This is a genomic window from Streptomyces avidinii, from assembly GCF_014650695.1.
Classification (GTDB): domain Bacteria; phylum Actinomycetota; class Actinomycetes; order Streptomycetales; family Streptomycetaceae; genus Streptomyces; species Streptomyces avidinii.
Genome location: NZ_BMVL01000018.1, coordinates 91,874 through 105,544, shown reverse-complemented (window position 1 = coordinate 105,544; position 13,671 = coordinate 91,874). Strand labels below are relative to the sequence as shown.

General features: G+C 72.4%; 14 protein-coding genes. 3 read left to right on the top strand and 11 right to left on the bottom strand.

Annotated elements, in window-relative coordinates:
* Window positions 1-41 precede the first annotated feature (41 nt).
* The 6 genes from IE257_RS33345 to IE257_RS33320 all read right to left on the bottom strand — a co-directional run bounded on the left by IE257_RS33345 (window position 42) and on the right by IE257_RS33320 (window position 6,102).
* Entirely contained in the window at window positions 42-779 is a 738-nt protein-coding gene (locus IE257_RS33345) for a VOC family protein (RefSeq protein WP_189973574.1), read from the bottom strand.
* A gap of 68 nt (window positions 780-847) precedes the next feature.
* Window positions 848-1,396, bottom strand: a complete 549-nt coding sequence (gene mug, locus IE257_RS33340) for a G/U mismatch-specific DNA glycosylase (RefSeq protein WP_189973641.1) — start codon at window positions 1,394-1,396, stop codon at window positions 848-850.
* Window positions 1,393-2,826, bottom strand: coding sequence for an adenylosuccinate lyase (gene purB, locus IE257_RS33335; RefSeq protein ID WP_053170258.1), 1,434 nt, complete (start codon window positions 2,824-2,826; stop codon window positions 1,393-1,395). Before purB ends, mug begins: the two co-directional genes overlap by 4 nt.
* A 71-nt stretch (window positions 2,827-2,897) precedes the next feature.
* Window positions 2,898-3,680, bottom strand: coding sequence for an SGNH/GDSL hydrolase family protein (locus IE257_RS33330; protein ID WP_189973573.1), 783 nt, complete (start codon window positions 3,678-3,680; stop codon window positions 2,898-2,900).
* Between the two features lie 65 nt (window positions 3,681-3,745).
* Window positions 3,746-4,771 carry a hemolysin family protein gene (locus IE257_RS33325; RefSeq protein ID WP_189973572.1) on the bottom strand — a complete coding sequence of 342 codons (1,026 nt, stop codon included), beginning with the start codon at window positions 4,769-4,771 and terminating at the stop codon, window positions 3,746-3,748.
* A complete protein-coding gene (locus IE257_RS33320) occupies window positions 4,768-6,102 on the bottom strand; it encodes a hemolysin family protein (protein ID WP_189973571.1) in 1,335 nt (444 codons plus the stop codon). The genes IE257_RS33325 and IE257_RS33320 overlap by 4 nt, the downstream gene beginning before the upstream one ends.
* A 221-nt stretch (window positions 6,103-6,323) precedes the next feature.
* On the opposite strand from IE257_RS33320, the gene IE257_RS33315 reads away from it, so the two are divergent.
* Window positions 6,324-6,746: a GNAT family N-acetyltransferase gene (locus IE257_RS33315; RefSeq protein ID WP_189973570.1), complete on the top strand. Its 423-nt coding sequence runs from the start codon at window positions 6,324-6,326 to the stop codon at window positions 6,744-6,746.
* A gap of 270 nt (window positions 6,747-7,016) precedes the next feature.
* On the opposite strand, the gene bioD is transcribed toward IE257_RS33315, so the two are convergent.
* The 3 genes from bioD to bioB are packed head-to-tail and all read right to left on the bottom strand — an operon-like array spanning window position 7,017 to window position 10,351.
* A complete protein-coding gene (bioD, locus tag IE257_RS33310) occupies window positions 7,017-7,781 on the bottom strand; it encodes a dethiobiotin synthase (protein WP_189973569.1) in 765 nt (254 codons plus the stop codon).
* A gap of 1 nt (window position 7,782) precedes the next feature.
* Window positions 7,783-9,105, bottom strand: a complete 1,323-nt coding sequence (locus IE257_RS33305; RefSeq protein ID WP_189973568.1) for an adenosylmethionine--8-amino-7-oxononanoate transaminase — start codon at window positions 9,103-9,105, stop codon at window positions 7,783-7,785.
* Window positions 9,098-10,351: a biotin synthase BioB gene (bioB, locus tag IE257_RS33300; RefSeq protein ID WP_189973567.1), complete on the bottom strand. Its 1,254-nt coding sequence runs from the start codon at window positions 10,349-10,351 to the stop codon at window positions 9,098-9,100. The genes IE257_RS33305 and bioB overlap by 8 nt, the downstream gene beginning before the upstream one ends.
* A 156-nt stretch (window positions 10,352-10,507) precedes the next feature.
* Here bioB and IE257_RS33295 point away from each other — a divergent pair, with 156 nt between their 5' ends.
* Window positions 10,508-11,689 (top strand): 8-amino-7-oxononanoate synthase, encoded by a 1,182-nt coding sequence (locus tag IE257_RS33295; RefSeq protein ID WP_189973566.1) that lies wholly within the window; start codon window positions 10,508-10,510, stop codon window positions 11,687-11,689.
* Between the two features lie 38 nt (window positions 11,690-11,727).
* On the opposite strand, the gene IE257_RS33290 is transcribed toward IE257_RS33295, so the two are convergent.
* Together IE257_RS33290 and IE257_RS33285 are read right to left on the bottom strand one after the other, a co-directional pair.
* On the bottom strand, window positions 11,728-11,949 hold the full coding sequence (locus tag IE257_RS33290) for a DUF397 domain-containing protein (RefSeq protein ID WP_189973565.1): 222 nt from the start codon (window positions 11,947-11,949) through the stop codon (window positions 11,728-11,730).
* A gap of 12 nt (window positions 11,950-11,961) precedes the next feature.
* Window positions 11,962-12,846, bottom strand: coding sequence for a helix-turn-helix domain-containing protein (locus IE257_RS33285; protein ID WP_189973564.1), 885 nt, complete (start codon window positions 12,844-12,846; stop codon window positions 11,962-11,964).
* A 196-nt stretch (window positions 12,847-13,042) separates the two neighbouring features.
* Between IE257_RS33285 and IE257_RS33280 the strand changes: the two genes are divergently transcribed.
* On the top strand, window positions 13,043-13,492 hold the full coding sequence (locus IE257_RS33280; RefSeq protein ID WP_189973563.1) for an ATP-binding protein: 450 nt from the start codon (window positions 13,043-13,045) through the stop codon (window positions 13,490-13,492).
* Window positions 13,493-13,671: the final 179 nt, after the last annotated feature.

Here is a 13,671-nt window from a genome sequence, read left to right as displayed (position 1 = left end):
ACGATCTCCCGGTACTCGCCGATGGCCGGAGCCGCTCGGGGTCAGCGAGGAGTGAGGATGCAGAACTCGTTGCCTTCCGGGTCGGCCAGAACCGTCCAGGAAATTGCGGACCGGTCGATACCGGGGTCGGTGGCGCCCAGGGCGCGCAGTCGGGCTTCCTCTGCTCCCAGGTCGTCACCGGGGTAGGGGCACACGTCGAGGTGGACGCGGTTCCACACGCTCTTGGCGTCGGGGGTGCGGAGGAACTCCAGGTAGGGGCCGACGCCTCTGGCGGAGCGCATGGTCGCACGGTCGTCGGTGACCTCGTGCAGCGTCCAGTCCATCGCCCGGCCCCAGAACCGGGCCATCTCTCGCGGGTCGGTGCAGTCGACCACCACCGCGGCGATCGGCCCGGTGTCCCGGTAGACCGGGCGGGGCTCCAGGACGCAGAACTCGTTTCCCTCCGGGTCGGCCATGACCGTCCAGGGGACGTCGCCCTGACCCACGTCGGCGAGGGTCGCGCCGAGATCCTTCAAGCGCGCGACCAACTCCGCCTGATGGGCGGTCGAGGTGGTGGCCAGATCAAGGTGCACCCGGTTCTTCACCGTTTTGGCTTCCGGGCGGGCGACGATGTCGATGCAGACGGCCACGGGGTCGGGGTAGGCGAAACCCACGGGTTCGAGGTTGGTGACGCCGGGTCCCTCGCTGTCGACACCCCAACCGAGTGCCTCCGCCCAGAACCGGCCGAGGGCGGAGTCGTCCTGAGCCTTCATATTGATCTGCACGAGTCTTGTTGCCATGCCGCAGATCCTAAAAGCTGCCGCGGCCCCGGGCTTCCGCGATCAGACAGGTGCTCGCCCCGGGAGTTCTACGGGCTGTCCGACGCCTCGGCGGCCGTGCGGAGCCGGGCGTACTCCTGGGCCATGGACTCGGCGGTCCAGTGGGCGTTGAGACCGCTCGGGTTGGGGAGGGCCCAGACGCGGGTGGAGCCGATGGTCCGCTCCTGAGGGCCGATCTTCGCCTTCGGCTCGCCGAAGGCGGTGCGGTAGGCGGTCACGCCGACCACCGCCAGCCACTGGGGGCGCAGCAGTTCCACCTTGGCGGTCAGGATGCGGCCTCCCTCGCGGAACTCCTCGGCGCTCAGCTCGTCGGCGCGGGCCGTGGCCCGGGCCACGACGTTGGTGATGCCGAGACGGTAGGTCAGCAGCTCCTCCTGCTCGGCGGGGGCCAGCCGGCGCGGGGTGAAGCCCGAGAGGTGCAGGACGGGCCAGAAGCGGTTGCCGGGGCGGGCGAAGTGGTGGCCCGTCGCGGCGGAGAGGAGTCCGGGGTTGATGCCGCAGAAGAGCACACGCAGACCGCCCGCGACCACGTCCGGGAGGACGTGGTCGCGGGCGGCGTTCAGCTCGTCGGGGGTCAGAGGATCGACCCCGGTGCGTAGCCGGCGGCCTCCGGGTGCTGCTTGGCGATCGCCTCGATACGGGAGACCACCGCCGCGACCTGGTCGCCCGCCGCGCCGGTGAAGGACAGCTTGTCGGCCATCAGGGCGTCCAGCTGGGCCCGGTCCAGCGGCATCCGCTCGTCGGCGGCCAGCTTGTCGAGCAGCTCGTTGCGCTCGGCGCCCTGCTCGCGCATGGCGAGTGCGGAGGCCACCGCGTGCTCCTTGATGACCTCGTGGGCGGCCTCGCGGCCCACGCCGGCCCGCACCGCGCCCATCAGGACCTTGGTGGTCGCGAGGAAGGGCAGGTAGCGGTCCAGCTCACGGGCGACGACCGCCGGGAAGGCGCCGAACTCGTCGAGGACCGTCAGGAAGGTCTCCAGCAGGCCGTCGAAGGCGAAGAAGGCGTCCGGCAGGGCCACGCGGCGCACCACGGAGCAGGAGACGTCGCCCTCGTTCCACTGGTCGCCGGCCAGCTCACCGGTCATCGAGGCGTAGCCGCGCAGAATGACCATCAGGCCGTTCACGCGCTCGCAGGAGCGGGTGTTCATCTTGTGCGGCATCGCGGAGGAGCCGACCTGGCCGGGCTTGAAGCCCTCGGTCACCAGCTCGTGGCCCGCCATCAGCCGGATCGTCTTGGCGATCGACGACGGGGCGGCGGCCAGCTGCACCAGCGCGGTGACCACGTCGTAGTCGAGCGAGCGCGGGTAGACCTGGCCGACCGAGGTGAAGGCCTGGGCGAAGCCGAGGTGGGCGGCGATCCGCTGCTCCAGGTCGGCGAGCTTGGCGGCGTCGCCGCCGAGCAGGTCGAGCATGTCCTGGGCGGTGCCGACGGGGCCCTTGATGCCGCGCAGCGGGTAGCGGCCCAGCAGGTCCTCCAGGCGCTCGTAGGCCACGAGCAGCTCGTCCGCCGCGGTGGCGAAGCGCTTGCCCAGGGTGGTCGCCTGCGCGGCCACATTGTGGGAGCGACCGGCCATGACCAGCTCGGCGTGCTCGCCGGCCAGCTTGCCGAGACGGGCGAGTACGGCGACCGTGCGGTCCCGGGCGAGCTCGAGCGAGAGCCGGATCTGCAGCTGCTCGACGTTCTCGGTCAGGTCGCGCGAGGTCATGCCCTTGTGGACGTGCTCGTGACCGGCGAGGGCGTTGAACTCCTCGATGCGGGCCTTCACGTCGTGCCGGGTGACCTTCTCGCGCTCGGCGATCGAGGCGAGATCGACGGTTTCGAGGACGCGCTCGTAGTCGGCGAGGGCTTCGTCCGGGACCTCGATACCGAGGTCCTTCTGGGCGCGCAGCACGGCGAGCCACAGCCGCCGCTCCAGCGTCACCTTGTACTCGGGGGACCACAGGACGGCGAGCTCCGCGGAGGCGTAGCGGCCGGCCAGGACATTGGGGATGCGGGGCTTGGCAGTCACGTGGAGAAAGTCTACTTGGGCCGCGGCTGTGCGTTTACGCAGGTAGGGCCGCCACCCGGGATTGTGGCTTGCTACGAGAGCGGCGCGTCCCCGTAGGGCAGCAGCTCGGGGCGCTTGGCCGGGCGGCCGTCCCCGGAGGAGCGGCCCGTCAGGCGGCGGCCGATCCAGGGGAGCAGGTGCTGCCGGGCGAAGCTCAGGTCCTGGGCCCTGCGTACGGTCCAGCCCGGCGGAGCCTCGGCCGGCAGTTCGGTGCGCCAGTCCACCTCGGCGGGCAGGCCCAGCGACTGCCAGACGGCCTCGGCCACCCGGCGGTGGCCCTCGGCGGTCAGGTGCAGCCGGTCGACGTCCCACATCCGGGGGTCCGCCAGCGCGGAGGCCCCGTACAGGTCAACCACCACGGCGCCGTGCCGGGCTGCGAGCTCCTCGATGGTGGCGAAGAGCTCCTCCATGCGCGGCCGGAAGCGTTCCATCACCGGCCCGTTGCGTCCCGGGGAGCGCATCAGGACGAGGCGCTTGCAGGAGGGGGCGAGGAGTTCCACGGCCGACTCCAGGTGGTCGCGGACCCGGCCCATGTCCACTTTGGGGCGCAGGGCGTCGTTCAGCCCGCCCACCAGGGTCACCACGTCCGCGCCCATCGCCGCCGCCACCGGGACCTGGTCCTCGACGATCTGCCCGATCAGCTTGCCGCGCACCGCGAGGTTGGCGTAGCGGAAGGCCGGCTCGCGCGCCGCGAGGCGGGCGGCCAGCAGATCCGCCCAGCCGCGGTAGGAGCCGTCCGGAAGCCGGTCGGACATTCCCTCGGTGAAGGAGTCGCCGACCGCGACAAAACTGGTGTAAGAGGCATTCATCTCCATGGCGCAGTGATGTTACCGCGCGGTACCCCGGCCCCGCAGGGCCGGGGACCGCACGTCCCGGCGGATCACGTCGAAGCGGGCCTGCCGAAGAGCTCCCGCAGGACGTCCTCCATCGTCACCAGGCCCGTCATGGCGCCCTCCGCCCCGAGGACCGCCGCCAGGTGCGTACGGCTGCGCCGCATGGCGGTCAGCACGTCGTCCAGCGGAGTCTCCGCCCGCACCTGGGCGATCGGCCGCAGTGCCGACACCGGGAAGGACGCCTCCCGGGCCTCGTCGTCCGCGTCCAGGGCGTCCTTCACGTGCAGGTAGCCCAGGATCTTGTGCTGCGCGTCCACCACCGGGAAGCGGGAGTACCCGGACTCGGCCGACAGCCGCTCCAGTCCGGCCGGGCTGATGCCCTCCCGGGCGGTGACCACCCGGTCCGCCGGCAGCACCACGTCGGTCACGGGCCGCCGGCCCAGTTCCAGGGCGTCGTGCAGGCGCTCGCTCGCCCGGTCGTCGAGGAGCCCCGCGTTGCTGGAGTCCTTGACCATCCGGGCCAGCTCGTCGTCCGTGAAGGTCGCCGCGACCTCGTCCTTGACCTCCACCCGCAGCAGGCGCAGCAGGGTGTTGGCGAAGGCGTTGATCGCGAAGATCACCGGCCGCAGCGCCCGCGTGACCGTCACCAGCGGCGGCCCCAGCAGCAGGGCGGTCCGCACGGGCTCGGCCAGCGCCACGTTCTTCGGCACCATCTCGCCGAAGAGCATGTGCAGGTACGTCGCCAGCGCCAGCGCCACCACGAAGGAGATCGCGTGGGTCACGCCGGCCGGTACCCCGACGAGGTCGAACAGCGGGGTCAGCAGATGCGCGATGGCGGGCTCGGCCACCACGCCCAGCACCAGGGTGCACAGTGTGATGCCCAGCTGGGCCGCGGCCATCAGCGCCGACACGTGCTCCAGGCCCCACAGGACGGCGCGGGCCCGCCGGTCGCCCTGCTCGGCGTACGGTTCGATCTGGCTGCGCCGGACCGAGATCAGCGCGAACTCCGCGCCGACGAAGAAGGCGTTGACGACCAGGGTCGCCAGGCCGATCAGCAGCTGGATGACGGTCATCGGCCCCGCTCCCCGTCCTCGGTGGGCTCGACCGGGGCGTGCAGCAGCACCCGCGAGGCCCGTCGCCCGACGGCGTCCACCACGTCCAGACGCCAGCCGTCCAGCTCCATGCGGTCGCCGACCGCCGGGATCCGGCCCAGCTCGGTCGCTATCAGGCCGGCCAGGGTCTCGTACGGACCCTCCGGCACGCGCAGTCCGATCCGCCGGAGCTGGTCGGTGCGCGCCGCGCCGTCGGCCGAGTAGAGCAGGCGCCCGGAGGCGTCCGTACCGGCCGGGGCCAGGTCCGGGGTCTCGTGCGGGTCGTGCTCGTCGCGGACCTCGCCGACGACTTCCTCGACGATGTCCTCCAGCGTGGCCACACCGGCCGTACCGCCGTACTCGTCGATGACCACGGCCATCGTCTGCTTGCCGGACAGCCGGTCCAGCAGCCGGTCCACGGTGAGCGACTCCGGTACGAGGAGGGGCTCGCGCAGCAGCTGCGACACGGGGCGGCGGCGGCGTTCCGCGGCCGGCAGGGCCAGTACGTCCTTGATGTGGACGGTGCCGACGACGGTGTCGAGGCTGCCGCGGTAGACCGGGAAGCGGGACAGACCGGTGGCCAGCGTCGCGTTCGCCACGTCCTCCGCGGTGGTCTGCACATCCAGCGCGGTGACCTGGACGCGCGGGGTCATCACGTTCTCCGCGGTCAGGTCCGCGAGGTTCAGGGTCCGGACGAACAGCTCGGCCGTGTCCTTCTCCAGTGCGCCCGCCTTCGCGGAGTGGCGTGCGAGGGCGACCAGCTCCTGCGGGGTGCGCGCGGACGCCAGCTCCTCGGCCGGCTCCAGGCCGAAGCGGCGCACCATGTGGTTCGCGGTGGTGTTGAGGTGGCTGATCAGGGGCCTGAAGGCCCGACTGAAGACCCGCTGCACGGTCGCCACGCGCTTGGCGATCGCGAGCGGGGAGGAGATCGCCCAGTTCTTGGGCACCAGCTCGCCGACGACCATCAGGACGACGGTCGACAGGACGGTGCCGAGGACCAGGGCGGTGGAGGAGGCGGCGCCGGCCGACAGGCCCAGGGACTCGAAGGGCGCCTGGAGCAGGGCGGAGATCGACGGCTTGGAGATCATGCCGATGATCAGGCCGGTGACGGTGATGCCGAGCTGGGCGCCGGAGAGCTGGAACGTCAGGGTGCGGACGGCGGCCAGGGCGCTGTCGGCCCCGCGTTCGCCGCGCTCGACTGCTCGTTCGAGTTCGCTGCGCTCGACGGTCGTCAGCGAGAACTCGGCCGCGACGAAGACTCCACAGACGAGACAGAGCAGCAGTGCCACGACGAGCAGGAGCACTTCGGTCATCGGTCGATCACCTCCGTCCCATGATCGGCCAGGAAGCGGGGGACCGCGCGATGTCGCGGGCGGGTATGTCGCGGGCAGGTATGTGGGGGACTGGGAGGCTCGCCCATGGGCGGACGCTCACACCTTTCACTCAAGAGGGACCTTTCACCACATGGTAAAGGAAGAGCAAAGGGAACGGATCACGCTTTTGGCGGAGCGTGGCCGGATGGTGGGATCCGGACATGACTGATCTTCATATCGGCCCCGCGTCGGCCGCCGACCTGGGCGCCGTCCTGGACTTCTGGAAGGCCGCCGCGGAGGGAACGAGTATCAGCGACGACCTCGCCGGCGTCGAGCGTCTGCACGAGCGGGACCCGCAGGCGCTGCTGCTCGCCCGGCAGGGAGGCGAGCTCGTCGGCACGGTGATCGCGGGCTTCGACGGGTGGCGCTGTCACCTCTACCGGCTCGCCGTGCACCCCGGGTACCGCAGGCAGGGCATCGGGGCCGCCCTGCTGGCCGCCGCCGAGGAGCGCTTCGTGGCCCTCGGCGGCCGGCGCGGGGACGCGATGGTGCTCGACCGCAACGAGCGGGCGCACCGGGTGTGGGGCGCGGTGGGCTATCGGCCGCAGGAGCAGTGGACGCGCTGGGTGAAGCCGCTGGGCTAGCCGCCGGTGCGGGTGCCGGTGCCGTGCCGTGCGCCGGCGGGTGGGTGCGGCCGCCTTGGTCGGACGGCCGCGCCGCAGTCGCCGGCGGGGCTCAGGGACTCGGGGCTCCGCCCCGGACCCCGCGCCTCAAACGCCGGCGGGGCTGGGTTTGTGCCGGCGGGGGTCACGGACTCGGGGCTCCGCCCCGGGCCCCGCGCCTCAAACGCCGGCGGGGCTGGGTTTGTGCCGGCGGGGGTCACAGGCTCGGGGCTCCGCCCCGGGCCGCGCGCCTCAAACGCCGGCGGGGCTGGAGGGTGCGCCGGTGGGGACGAAGGTGGGAGGGGACCAGGTGGAGAGGAAGGACCGGGCCGACCAGGTGCCCGACAGGGACGGGGCCAGCCAGGACGGGGCCGACGCCCGGAAGAGCTCCGGCGCGAGGGTCCCCGAGCCCTCCGGGACCGCGCCCAGCAGCGGCAGGCCCGAGGACCTCGTGAGGTCCGCCAGGTTGCAGCGGGCCGCCAGGTCCGGGCTCTGCGGCCAGCTGCCCACCACCACGCCCAGCGGGGTCAGGTCCCGGGCCCGGAGTGCCTCCGCCGTGAGGGTGGTGGAGTTGAGGGTGCCCAGACCCGCCGGGGCGACGATCAGCGTCGGCGCACCGAGCAGGCGGGCCGCGTCGGCCAGCGTGTTGCCCGACTCGTCGAAGTGGACGAGCAGCCCGCCCGCGCCCTCCACCAGGACCAGGTCGTGGTCCAGCGACAGCCGTTCCGCGGCCTCCGCGATCTGTGCCGGGGCCAGTGTGGGCAGCCCTGACCGCCGGGCGGCCGTGTCCGGGGCCAAGGGCTCCGGGTAGCGGGCCAGTTCCACTGCCGTGACGGAGGGCCCGGCCAGCCGGACGGCCTCCGCGGCGTCCCCCGGTTCCTGCGGGCCGACACCCGTCTGCGCGGGCTTGAGCACCGCCACCGAGCGGCCGGCCGCCACCGCGGCCGCCGCGATCGCCGACGTGACCACGGTCTTGCCGATCTCGGTGCCCGTCCCGGACACCATCAATACGGACATCTCAGCCTTCCTGCGCTGCCGCGCACACGGCGCGGCAGATACGGTTCACGTCCTCGTCGCCGGTCACGAACGGCGGCATGACATAGATCAGGTCCCGGAACGGGCGCAGCCACACGCCCTCGCGCACCGCCGCCCGGGTGGCCGCGGCCACGTCGACCTCGTGGTCGAGCTGCACCACGCCGATCGCGCCCAGGACCCGTACGTCCTTCACCCCGGGGAGGTCCGCGGCGACGGCCAGGCCCTCGCGCAGCCCCGCCTCGATCCGCTTGACGTCCGTCGCCCAGTCCTGGCCGAGCAGCAGCTCGACGGAGGCCAGCGCCACGGCGGTGGCCAGCGGGTTGCCCATGAAGGTCGGCCCGTGCGCCAGCACGGGGACCTCGCCCTGCGAGATGCCGTTCGCCACCCGTTCCGTGCACAAGGTGGCCGCCAGCGTGAGGTAACCCCCGGTCAGCGACTTGCCCAGGCACATCACGTCCGGGGTGATCCCCGCGTGGTCGGCCGCGAACAACGCGCCCGTACGGCCGAATCCCGTGGCGATCTCGTCCAGGATCAGCAGGACCCCGTACTCGTCGCACAGTTCGCGCAGCACCCGCAGGTAACCCGGGTGGTGGAAGCGCATGCCGCCCGCACCCTGCACCACCGGTTCCACGATGACCGCGGCCAGCTCGTCCGCGTGCGCGGCGATCATGGAACGCAGGTGGTCCGCGTACGCCCGGTCGACGGGTGTGTCGAAACCGCCGGGGGGCGCGTCCGCGAAGACCTGCCGCGGCAGGTGGCCCTGCCACAGCTCGTGCATGCCGCCCTCGGGGTCGCAGACGGCCATCGGCTGCCAGGTGTCCCCGTGGTAACCGCCGCGCCAGGTCAGCAGCCGGGTCTTGCCCGTGCGCCCCAGCGAACGCCAGTACTGCAGGCACATCTTGACCGCGACCTCGACGGACACCGAGCCCGAGTCGGAGAGGAAGACGTGCTCAAGCCCCGTCGGGGTGATCTCGACGAGCTTCGCGGCGAGCCGGACGGCGGGCTCGTGGGTGAGCCCGCCGAACATCACGTGCGACATCAGGCCCAGCTGCGCGGTCGCGGCCTCGTTGAGCACCGGGTGGTTGTAGCCGTGGATCGCCGACCACCAGGAGGACATGCCGTCGACCAGCTCTTCGTGGCCGTGGCCCTGGGACGGATCGGCGAGCCGCAGCCGCACCCCCGAGGCGGAGGCGATGACCAGCGGCTCCTGCCGGCCGGGCATCGGACCGTACGGGTGCCAGACGTGCTGCCGGTCCAGCGCGAGCAGTTCCGCGCCGGCCGACAGCCGGTGGAGCTGATCAGGCATTGGGGGCGATGTCCGTCCCCGCGCCGCGGCGGCGGACCGCCACCAGCTCCGGCCGGACCCCGCCGGCCTCGGCCTGGACCGGTACGGGCGTCTCGTCCGCCGGCGCGTGGCCGGAGCAGCCGCCGCACGCCGAGCCGCAGCCCGCGGCCGGGGCGTCGCCCTCGGCGGGCGCGCCCGAACCGCAGAGCGAGGCGCCTCCGTTCGAGCCGCAGCCCCCGCCGGTGGCGGCGGCCGCGACGTCGGAGCGGTGCGCGGGCAGGGTCGACGTACCGGCGCCCTCCACCTCGAAACCGGCGTCCGCGATCATGTCCAGGTCGGCCTGGCCGGCCTGGCCCTCACTGGTCAGGTAGTCGCCGAGGAAGATCGAGTTGACGATGTGCAGGGCCAGCGGCTGCATCGAGCGCAGGTGCACCTCGCGCCCGCCGGCGAGGCGGACCTCGACGTCGGGGCAGACGAACCGCGCCATCGCCAGGATGCGCAGGCAGCGCTGCGGGGTGAGGTTCCACTCCTTGGCCAGCGGGGTGCCCTCGAACGGGATCAGGAAGTTGACCGGCACCGAGTCCGCGTCCAGCTCGCGCAGCGAGAAGACGACGTCGACCAGGTCCTCGTCGCTCTCGCCCATGCCCGCGATCAGACCGGAGCACGCGGACAGACCGGCGCCGTGCGCCTTCTGCACTGTGTCGACGCGGTCCGCGTAGGTGTGGGTCTTGGTGATCTGCCCGTACGTCGCCTCGGAGGTGTTGAGGTTGTGGTTGTAGGCGTCCGCGCCCGCGTCCCGCAGCCGCTCCGCCTGGCCGTCCGAGAGCAGGCCGAGGCACGCGCAGACCTCGACGCCCTCGTTCTGCTCCTTGATCGCCGCGATCGTCTTGCCGACGCGGTCCACGTCCCGGTCCGTCGGCCCGCGGCCGCTCGCGACCAGGCAGACCCGCTTCGCGCCGCCGGCGACGCCGGCCGCGGCGGCCTGGGAGGCCTCCTCCGGCTTCAGCCACGTGTACTTGAGGATCCCGGCCGTCGACCCCAGGCGCTGGGAGCAGTAGGAGCAGTCCTCGGGGCACAGGCCCGACTTCAGGTTGACCAGGTAGTTCAGCTTGACCCGACGGCCGAACCACTGGCGGCGCACCTTGCCGGCCGCGGCCACCACGTCGAGCAGTTCGTCGTCAGAAGTCGCCAGTACGGCGAGCGCTTCTTCGCGGGTCGGCAGCTCTCGCCGCAGCCCCTTGTCCACCAGGGTGTTCAGCAGGTCCATGAACCCGATCCTGGACCACACCCCCGCTCCCGGCCAAGGAGAGATCGCACAACATGGCCGGATGGGTGTGTGTGTATCACCACACCTGGCGCAGCAGTCGCGGGAGCTAGGGTCGGGCAGGTCTGTGGACTGCCGACAAAACACGAGGACCTGCCGATGCCCCAGCACACCCCCGACCCCGTGGATGTCTTCGCCTGGATCGACGCCGCGGAGCGCGCGCGGGAGGAGGCCGGACTGGTCCGCACCCTGCGTCCCAGGCCGCCGGTGTCGCCGCTGCTGGACCTCGCGAGCAACGACTACCTCGGCCTGTCCCGGCATCCCGAGACCATCCGCGGGGCGCAGCGGGCCGCCGAGTGCTGGGGCGCCGGAGCCACCGGCTCCCGTCTGGTCACGGGGACGACCGAGCTCCACACGGAGCTGGAGCGGGAGCTCGCCGCCTTCTGCGGGTTCGAGGCCGCGGTCGTCCTCTCCTCCGGGTACGCGGCCAACCTCGCGGCCGTCACGGCGCTGAGCGACTGGGGCACGCTGGTCGTCTCCGACGCGGGGAACCACGCCTCGATCGTCGACGGCTGCCGGCTCTCGCGCGCCGAGACGGCCGTCGTCCCGCACGCCGACCCGGACGCCGCCCGCAAGTCGCTGGCCGCGCACGAGGGCCGGGCGCTGCTGGTCAGCGATTCGGTGTTCTCCGTGGACGGGGACGCGGCGCCGCTCGCCGGGTACGCCGCCGCCTGCCGGGACGAGGGCGCCGCCCTGGTCGTCGACGATGCCCACGGGCTGGGCGTACTGGGGGAGGGCGGCCGCGGCGCACTGCAGGCGGCCGGGCTCGCGGGCGCGCCGTACGTGGTCGCCACCCTGACCCTCTCGAAGTCCCTCGGCAGCCAGGGCGGAGCCGTGCTCGGCCCGGCCAGGGTGATCCGGCACCTGGTCAACACCGCGCGCACCTTCATCTTCGACACCGGGCTGGCCCCGGCCGCCGCGGGTGCGGCGCTGGCGAGCCTGCGCCTGCTCCAGCGGGAACCGGAGCGTGCGGGCCGGGCCCGCGAGGTGGCCGCCCAGCTGTACGGGCGACTCACCGCGTCCGGCCTGACCGCGGCCCGGCCGGACGCGGCCGTGGTGTCGGTGCGGGCCCCGTCGGCGTCGGCGGCACTGCGCTGGGCCGCCGACTGCCGCGAGGCAGGTCTGTCCGTGGGGTGCTTCCGCCCGCCGTCGGTGCCGGACGGCATCTCCCGGCTGCGGCTGACCGCCCGCGCCGATCTCACGGGGGACGAGATCGATCGGGCGGTCGGGACGATCCTGGCGACGGCGCCCGCCGGAGCTGTGCAGGGCCGGGGCCGGTAGGTCGTTCGGCCCGGTCCCGGGCGCTGCCGGGGCGGGTGCTAGGCCTGCGCCTCCACCCGTACGGAGGCGAGGAATCCGTCCCAGGCCGGCCCGGTGAAGAGCACGGCCGGGCCGTCCGTCCGCTTGGAGTCACGGACGGCCAGCAGGCCGCCGCGAAGGGCGGCCGTTTCCACGCAGTTGTTCATTCCGGTGCTGCGGCTGCTCCGCCGCCACCGCACGCTGGTCGGAAGTCCGCTGCTGGATAAGGGGGTTGCGGACACGGGGGTGCCTCCTTACGCGTCGTCAGCGAGTGAGCTGATGAGATCCGACGAGTCCTGGGGCGGGAGGGCGTGCGCCTGGATGGTGCGGAACGCGGCGCCGTACGCCTCAAGGTCTTCCTTCCGCTCCAGATAGAGGCTACTCGTCAAATGGTCGAGTACCACCACATCCAGATCGGCGATGTCCGGAAATGAAAAAATGACGAACGGTCCGGTCAGGCCGAGATGCCCGCCGACGCTGAACGGAAGTACCTGCAGGCGTACTTGGGGCAGTCGGGACACCTCCGCCAAGTGCCGCAACTGCTCGGCCATCACCCCCGGCCCGCCGATCTGCCGGCGCAGCACCGCCTCGTCCAGTACGGCGCTCAGCTCCAGCGGGGGATCGGCCCGCAGCACCGACTGCCGGGCCAGCCGTACCTCGACCAGCGCGTCCACCTTCGGCTCCGGCAGCCCGCCCAGCGCGGCCCGGGTCACGGCCCGTGCGTAACCGGGTGTCTGCAGCAGCCCCGGGACCACGGACAGCTCCACGGTACGGGCCGAACGGGCCCCCGCCTCCAGGCTGATGAAGTCCCGGTACTCCTGCGGCAGCAGCCCCCGGTAGTCGTGCCACCACTGGCGGCGGCGGCCGGTGTCGCCCGCCGGACCGGGGCCGGCCGCCGAGGCCGACAGCGCCTCCAGCAGTGCGCGCTGCTGCGGGCCGACGATCTCCCCGTAGGCGTCGAGGAGCAGCCGGATGTCCTCCGGTTTTACGCCGCTCCGCCCCGTCTCGATACGGCTGATTTTCGACTGGTGCCACCCTACGATCCGGGCCGCCTCACCACTGGTGAGTCCGGACCGGTCGCGCAGGGCACGCAGTTCCTCGCCGAGCTTGCGTCGGCGCACCGCGGGACCGTGCTGCACACCCGCCTCCTTCCACCGGCACAGCTCGCACCAGTCTGCCGTCCAAATACGCTCTTCCGTAGCAGAGTTCACCGCATCGAGGGACAGATATATGCATATCTTGGGGGAAAGGCAGATGTGACGGCAGGATGGGTGGCACTCTGGCGTCCAGCACAGATCCGGGGCTTTTCGCCCCGGTGGGAAAGGGACCGTCGCCATGGCAGATCACCAGGAAGCATCCGTCACTCTGCCGAGCGATCCCGCCTCGGTCGCCGCTGCCCGACGTTATGTCGCGGAGGTGCTGAGCGAATGGGGACTCCCCGATGACGCCGACACCGCCGACAGCGTCCGGCTGATCGTCTCGGAGCTCGCCACCAACGCCGTACAGCACACTTTCGGCCAGTCGCCGACCTTCACCGTCGACGTCCGGCTGGAACGCCAGGAGTGGTTGCGCGTCGGGGTGACCGACAGCCACCCCCGCTGGCCCAAGCGGCTCCCGGCCGCCGTCCAGCAGGACAACGGCCGGGGCATGGTCATCATCCGCTGGCTGACGGCGGAGGCGGGCGGCCGGCTCTCGGTCACCCCGACCGAGGACGGCGGCAAGACGGTGTGGATCGCGCTGCCCTGGAGCGTCGTGGCCCCGGCGGGCAGTGTCACCGGCTGCTGACCTGCCGGATTCCGGCAAGTTCCGAAAGAGGCGGCCTGGGCCGTCTCTTTCGGAACTTGTCGGCCGAGCCCGCGGCGTCCGGTGCCGTACATCGCAAGGCGGAGGGTCGTCCTTGTACTGGACGTACTGGGGCGGGCCCGACAACGCAGCGAGGTGCGGTGCCGGGCGCCGCGGGCCCG

Excerpts from the sequence above, each read along its gene's own strand:
- IE257_RS33325 (WP_189973572.1), bottom strand. The coding sequence starts at position 4,771 with ATGACCGTCATCCAGCTGCTGATCGGCCTGGCGACCCTGGTCGTCAAC.
- bioB (WP_189973567.1), bottom strand. The coding sequence starts at position 10,351 with ATGGACCTGCTGAACACCCTGGTGGACAAGGGGCTGCGGCGAGAGCTG.
- bioD (WP_189973569.1), bottom strand. The coding sequence starts at position 7,781 with ATGTCCGTATTGATGGTGTCCGGGACGGGCACCGAGATCGGCAAGACC.
- IE257_RS33280 (WP_189973563.1), top strand. The coding sequence starts at position 13,043 with ATGGCAGATCACCAGGAAGCATCCGTCACTCTGCCGAGCGATCCCGCC.
- IE257_RS33315 (WP_189973570.1), top strand. The coding sequence starts at position 6,324 with ATGACTGATCTTCATATCGGCCCCGCGTCGGCCGCCGACCTGGGCGCC.
- IE257_RS33320 (WP_189973571.1), bottom strand. The coding sequence starts at position 6,102 with ATGACCGAAGTGCTCCTGCTCGTCGTGGCACTGCTGCTCTGTCTCGTC.
- IE257_RS33305 (WP_189973568.1), bottom strand. The coding sequence starts at position 9,105 with ATGCCTGATCAGCTCCACCGGCTGTCGGCCGGCGCGGAACTGCTCGCG.
- IE257_RS33330 (WP_189973573.1), bottom strand. The coding sequence starts at position 3,680 with ATGGAGATGAATGCCTCTTACACCAGTTTTGTCGCGGTCGGCGACTCC.
- IE257_RS33295 (WP_189973566.1), top strand. The coding sequence starts at position 10,508 with ATGCCCCAGCACACCCCCGACCCCGTGGATGTCTTCGCCTGGATCGAC.
- IE257_RS33345 (WP_189973574.1), bottom strand. The coding sequence starts at position 779 with ATGGCAACAAGACTCGTGCAGATCAATATGAAGGCTCAGGACGACTCC.